Genomic DNA, 6,132 nt, shown 5'->3' with positions numbered 1-6,132 from the left:
GCGCGGCGTAAGCGATAGCGCACCCGCGAAGCACCCCGGCAGGGGTGCTGAAGATGGCACCAAAGTTGAATGATTCACGGTGGCCAAATCCAGGCGGCTCATCGCCGCCCCCGCGGGTGCCTCATTCGCTCGTTGCTCTCGCTCATTCGTTACGCCGCGCTACGTGGTTCGACCACACTTAAGGTGACCACCCCGTAGCTCGGTGTAAGCGGAGCGCACCCGCGAAGCACCCCGGTAGGGGTGCCGAAGATGGTACTCAGGTGTGATGATTTACGTTGGCCAAACCCAGGCGGCTCATCGCCGCCCTCGCGGGTGCCTCATTCGCTCGTTACGCCGCGCTACGTGGTTCGACCACACTCAAGGTGGCCACCCCGTAGCGCGGTGTAAGCGGAGCGCACCCGCGAAGCACCCCGGTAGGGGTGCCGAAGGTGGCACCAAAGTTGAATGATTTACGGTGGCCAAATCCAGGCGGCTAATCGCCGCCCCCGCGGGTGCCTCTCTCGCTCGTTGCTCTCGCTCATTCGTTACGCCGCGCTACGTGGTACCACCACACTTAAGGTGGCCACCCCGTAGCGCGGCGTAAGCGATAGCGCACCCGCGAAGCACCCCGACAGGGGTGCCGAAGGCGGCACAGAGATTGAATGATTTACGGTGGCCAAATCCAGGCGGCTAATCGCCGCCCTCGCGGGTGCCTCATTTGCTCGTGCCTCGCAAGATTCGTTACGCCGCGCTACGTGGTTCGACCATACTTAAGGTGGCCACCCCGTGGCGCGGCGTAAGCGATAGCGCACCCGCGAAGCACCCCGGCAGGGGTGCTGAAGATGGCACAGAGATTGAATGATTTACGGTGGCCAAATCCAGGCGGCTAATCGCCGCCCTCGCGGGTGCCTCATTTGCTCGTGCCTCGCAAGATTCGTTACGCCGCGCTACGTGGTTCGACCATACTTAAGGTGGCCACCCCGTGGCGCGGCGTAAGCGATAGCGCACCCGCGAAGCACCCCGGCAGGGGTGCTGAAGATGGCACAGAGATTGAATGATTTACGGTGGCCAAATCCAGGCGGCTAATCGCCGCCCTCGCGGGTGCCTCATTCGCTCGTTGCTCTCGCTCATTCGTTACGCCGCGCTACGTGGTTTTACCACATTTAAGGTGGCCACCCCGTAGCGCGGCGTAAGCGGAGCGCACCCGCGAAGCACCCCGGCAGGGGTGCCGAAGGCGGCACTCAGGTGTGATGATTTACGGTGGCCCAATCCAGGCGGCTCATCGCCGCCCCCGCGGGTGCCTCATTCGCTCGTTGATCTCGCTCATTGGTTACGCCGCGCTACGTGGTTCGACCACACTTAAGGTGGCCACCCCGTAGCGCGGTGTAAGCGGAGCGCACCCGCGAAGCACCCCGTCAGGGGTGCCGAAGGTGGCTTTAAGCGTGAAAGGTAAATAATGCTGTAGTTCTTACAGTAAAGCGGTACGAGGGCTAGGTATCAGAGCAAATCCATCTCGCCACGGCGCTTTTCGTCGCGCAGTTTATCCCGCGCAATGTAAAGAGCAGCGATGGCGCGGGCTTCGTGGAAGTCTTCGCGCAGGAGCAGGGAAGGTAGCTCTTCGATAGCGTGAGTCTCTACAATCAGCGGTTCGGGCTCGTCACCCGGTAAGCGCTTGGGGTAGAGGTCCGTTGCCATTAATACCTGCATGCGGTGGCGCATGTAGTTGGGCGCTAGTGACAGCTCCACCAACGGCTCAATGCGGTGCGCGCCGAAGCCGCACTCTTCCATCAGCTCGCGGTTGGCGGCGGTGATGATGTCTTCGCCTGGGTCGACTAACCCTTTTGGCAAGGTCAGTACATAGTCTTCAAACCCCGCAGCATACTCCCGAATGAGCAGCACATGGTCCGGGTCGGGCATGGCAATAATCATCACCGCACCGCGATCAGCCCCCGTCAAACGCTCAAACTGTCGCTCTTCCCCATTAGAGAAGCGCAAATCCAGTGACTCAATTTGAAATAAACGGCTTTGGGCGACGCGCTGGCGGCCTAAGATTTGCGGCTTGCGCGGGTAGCCAGTTGGCGTATCGCCTGTTGCTGTGTCGTCGCGTGACATCATGCCTCCGTGGCTGCAAAAAACGGGTTACGCTACAATAGCACGCTTACTCTTTAAGACTGGAGCGGCAATGATTGATTGGCGCGAGATCGATACCGTCCTACTCGACATGGACGGCACGCTGCTAGACCTTCACTTCGACAGCCACTTTTGGCTTGAGCATCTGCCGCGGCGCTACGTAGAGCTGCACCAGCTAGACCAAGCCAGCCAGGATGCGCTCAAAGCACGCATTATGGGTGAGCAAGGCACGCTGAACTGGTACAGCCTTGCCTACTGGAGCCGCGAGCTGAACGTAGATATCGTCGCCCTCAAGCGCGAAGTGCAACACCTGATTGGGCTACGCAGCGATGCTTTGGATTTCCTCACATGGCTCAAGCAAGCTCACCCCCGCGTGGTGCTTGCTACGAATGCCGACAGAGCAAGCCTTGCATTAAAACTCCCGCTCACGGGGTTGGAAAACTACCTAGACGCCATCATCTCATCAGAAGACGTGGGGGCTGCGAAAGAGGAGCAAGCCTTCTGGTTTGCACTGCAAGAACGCGAGCCATTCGACCCCACCCGCACCCTGTTTATTGATGACAATGCCCGGGTGCTAGAGAGCGCTCGCGAGTTTGGCATCAAGCATCTGTTAGGGATTAAACAGCCCGACAGCCAGCGCCCCGAAAAAGAGCTACAGGAATTTATCGCCCTAGACCGATTTGCCCAACTGCTACCCGCAGAGTTGCCAGGGCAACGCTCACATATTTGAGTTCACCTACCTGGGCTCACACACATTAGGAGAGCGTGAATGAGTGACAGCGTTCGCTTGGATAAGTGGCTATGGGCAGCGCGGTTTTTTAAAACCCGCGCCCTAGCCAAAAAAGCCATTGAAGGCGGCAAGGTGAATTACGACGGTGCCCGAGTGAAAACCAGTAAAACGGTAGAACTTGGGGCGCTGATTCGCGTACCTCAAGGCTGGGATATCTTCGAGGTGGAAGTTACCGCGCTATCCGACCAGCGCCGAGGTGCCCCAGAAGCGCGTAAGCTTTACGCGGAAACCGAAGAGAGCGCTAAACGTCGTGCCAAAGAAACCGAAGCACGTCGATTAACTAACGAAGCCATGCAGCACCCGCTCAAGCGCCCTGATAAGAAACAGCGGCGCGATATCCAGCGATTCCAGCGCCATCAAGGGGAGTAAGCAGCCGCTTACCCCGTTGCGCTCTCCTATCACCCCTTCTCCTATGGTCCTTTTATGTCTGATCAAATCCAACGTTTCCTGTTTGATGACACCAACGTGCGTGGCGAAATTGTGACGCTCAGCACGGCTTACCACGAAGTGCTGGATCGCCATGCCTACCCGCCAGCGGTGAACCAGCTGTTGGGTGAACTGCTGGCAGCGGTAGCGCTATTAACCGATACCATCAAACTGGATGGCACGCTCAGTATTGAAGTACGTGGTCAAGGGCCGCTAGCGCTACTCATGGCTGAATCTAACCCCGGCGGCGAGCTGCGGGCGATTGCGCGTATTGCTGAAGAGGCGGCACTGCCCAGTGAACACGCAGCCTTCCGCGAGTTAGTCGGGGATGGCCAAATCGTGATTACCCTCGACCCTAAAGAAGGGCACCGCTATCAGGGCATCGTCGCGCTGGATCACGACACCCTGAGCGGCTGTCTTGAAGCATACTTTGGTCAGTCTGAACAGCTGCCTACCCGGCTGTGGCTGGCAGCCGATGGCGAACGGGCGGGCGGGCTGTTGCTCCAGCGTCTGCCAGATGCATCGCAAAACCAAGATGTCGACGCCTGGGAGCGCAGCGTGCACCTGGCCGATACGATCAAAACCGAGGAGCTTCTGGGCTTAGAGCAGCGCGAGGTGCTGTATCGTCTCTATCATGAAGAGACCGTGCGAGTCTTTGAGCCTAAAGCGCTGCGCTTTGGCTGCACCTGTTCACGGGAGCGAATGAGCCACGCGCTGTATACGCTGGGCAAGGAAGAACTGCTGGATATTCTGCGTGAACAGGGCGCAATCGATACACAATGCCACTTTTGTCATACGAAATATCACTACACCGCAGCGGATATTGAAATTTTGTTGGAAGACCCAGGCGCGCCGCCGCCAGTGATTCACTGAATGTGTAGTCGGCGCTTGCCCCACGTGCTTTTTGGGCGGGCGGCTGTACCCCACACCCTGTAACGCTTGACGGCGAAAAGCCAAACAGGTGTTTGAAAAAATACTGCGCTGCAACACAAAATGTAGTGTCATTGTAGTAGTTTAACTACAAGATATTTGGTCAAAGCCCCCGTTTCCCGGGGGCTTTCTTTTTGCCATAATGCGCCGGACTTCAGCGCACCTAGCTAGCTGTGAACACGATGCCAGCCGTTAGGATGATTTCTCAAGGCGTCGGTGACGCCCGGTAAATTAGAGACCCAGGAATCGACATGACCACGACTCAAGCCGCTCCCCAAGCCCACGTTAATCTCAGCAGCGCCGAACTGATCGAGCGCGCCGTGGCCCGTGGTGAAGGCCGCCTGTCCGCCAATGGTGCTCTGGTGGTGAACACCGGCCTGCGCACTGGGCGTTCACCGAAAGATCGTTATATTGTCGATGAGCCCTCCACCCGTGACAGCATTGATTGGGGCAGCGTTAACCGTCCTTTTGATGCTGATAAATTTTCCGCACTGTGGGCGCGTGTGGAAGACCACCTGGGCGGCGGCGAGCACTTTGTCTCTGAATTGCATGTCGGCAGCGATGCTACTCACTACCTGCCGGTACGTGTAACCACTGAAACGGCCTGGCAGAACCTGTTTGGACGCACCATGTTTGTACGCCCTCAGGCCTACAACCAAGCGGCCAAAGAAGAGTGGACCATTCTTAACGCTGCAGGCTTTGAGTGTGACCCGAACCGCGACGGCACCAACTCCGATGGTTGTGTAATCATCAATTTCGCCGAGCGCAAAGTGCTGATCGCTGGCATGCGCTACGCAGGCGAAATGAAAAAAGCCATGTTCTCCGTACAGAACTTCCTGCTGCCCGCTTCTGACGTGCTGCCGATGCACTGTTCGGCCAACGTGGGCGAAGATGGCGAAACCTGCCTGTTCTTCGGCCTCTCTGGCACCGGTAAAACCACGCTGTCTGCTGACCAAGCGCGCTTCTTGATTGGTGATGACGAGCACGCCTGGGGCGACGGCATTGTCTTCAACATGGAAGGCGGCTGCTACGCTAAGTGCATCGACCTTTCTGAGAAGAACGAGCCGGTCATCTGGAACGCGATCAAGTTTGGCACCGTGCTGGAAAACGTCGTACTCGACGACCGCCGCGAGCCGGATTACGCCGACGACAGCCTGACGCAGAACTCTCGTGCTGCCTACCCGCTGGAGCACGTTGAGAAGCGCGTCGCAGAAAACCTAGCAGGCGAGCCGAATGCCATCGTCTTCCTGACCTGCGATATGTCTGGCGTTTTGCCGCCGGTCTCCGTGCTTTCCAAAGAAGCCGCGGCTTACCACTTCCTGTCAGGCTACACCGCGAAAGTCGGCTCCACCGAAATGGGCTCTTCAGAAGGCTTGGCGGCGACGTTCTCTACCTGTTTCGGCGCTCCGTTCTTCCCGCGTCCGGCGCGTGAATACGCCGACCTCCTGATCAAGCGCGTAGCGAAGAAAGATGCCCAGGTTTACCTGGTCAACACTGGCTGGACCGGCGGTGCGTACGGTGAAGGCGGCTCACGCTTCTCTATCCCGACCACTCGCGCCATTATCAGTGCCATTCAGTCAGGCATTCTGCGCGATGTAGAAACTCAGCACATTGAAGGTCTGAACCTCGACGTACCGGTAGCGGTTCCGGGCGTAGACTCCAGCCTGCTCAACCCGCGTGAAACCTGGGCAGACCGTGACGCTTATGACCGTCACCTGCAGGAACTGGCCACCAAGTTCGTGGATAACTTCAAGAAGTTTGAAGGCGTCAACGAAGCGATCATCAAAGCCGGCCCGCAATTGACCTGATACTCGCTGTTTCATCGCAAAAAAGGGAGGGTGCTAAGCACCCTCCCTTTTTGCGTTTAGCCCCAGCAC

General features: G+C 58.0%; 5 protein-coding genes. 4 read left to right on the top strand and 1 reads right to left on the bottom strand.

From position 1 onward, the window contains the following. Positions 1-1,476 precede the first annotated feature (1,476 nt). A complete protein-coding gene (nudE, locus tag IEW65_RS17025; RefSeq protein WP_188640654.1) occupies positions 1,477-2,091 on the bottom strand; it encodes an ADP compounds hydrolase NudE in 615 nt (204 codons plus the stop codon). Between the two features lie 70 nt (positions 2,092-2,161). On the opposite strand from nudE, the gene yrfG reads away from it, so the two are divergent. From yrfG to IEW65_RS17005, 4 genes are all read left to right on the top strand, one after another. After that, positions 2,162-2,839: a GMP/IMP nucleotidase gene (gene yrfG, locus IEW65_RS17020; protein WP_188640653.1), complete on the top strand. Its 678-nt coding sequence runs from the start codon at positions 2,162-2,164 to the stop codon at positions 2,837-2,839. 39 nt (positions 2,840-2,878) lie between these two features. Then, positions 2,879-3,268: an RNA-binding S4 domain-containing protein gene (locus tag IEW65_RS17015; protein ID WP_188640652.1), complete on the top strand. Its 390-nt coding sequence runs from the start codon at positions 2,879-2,881 to the stop codon at positions 3,266-3,268. Between the two features lie 54 nt (positions 3,269-3,322). Further along, entirely contained in the window at positions 3,323-4,198 is an 876-nt protein-coding gene (gene hslO / locus IEW65_RS17010; RefSeq protein WP_188640651.1) for an Hsp33 family molecular chaperone HslO, read from the top strand. A gap of 308 nt (positions 4,199-4,506) precedes the next feature. Then, the gene (locus IEW65_RS17005; RefSeq protein ID WP_188640650.1) at positions 4,507-6,063 is read left to right on the top strand and encodes a phosphoenolpyruvate carboxykinase; all 1,557 of its coding nucleotides are present in this window, start codon (positions 4,507-4,509) and stop codon (positions 6,061-6,063) included. Positions 6,064-6,132: the final 69 nt, after the last annotated feature.

This window comes from Vreelandella lutescens (assembly GCF_014640815.1).
In the GTDB taxonomy this organism is placed as follows: domain Bacteria; phylum Pseudomonadota; class Gammaproteobacteria; order Pseudomonadales; family Halomonadaceae; genus Vreelandella; species Vreelandella lutescens.
Note: the sequence above shows the minus strand (reverse complement) of the source record. Positions and strands in the feature narration are given on the sequence as shown.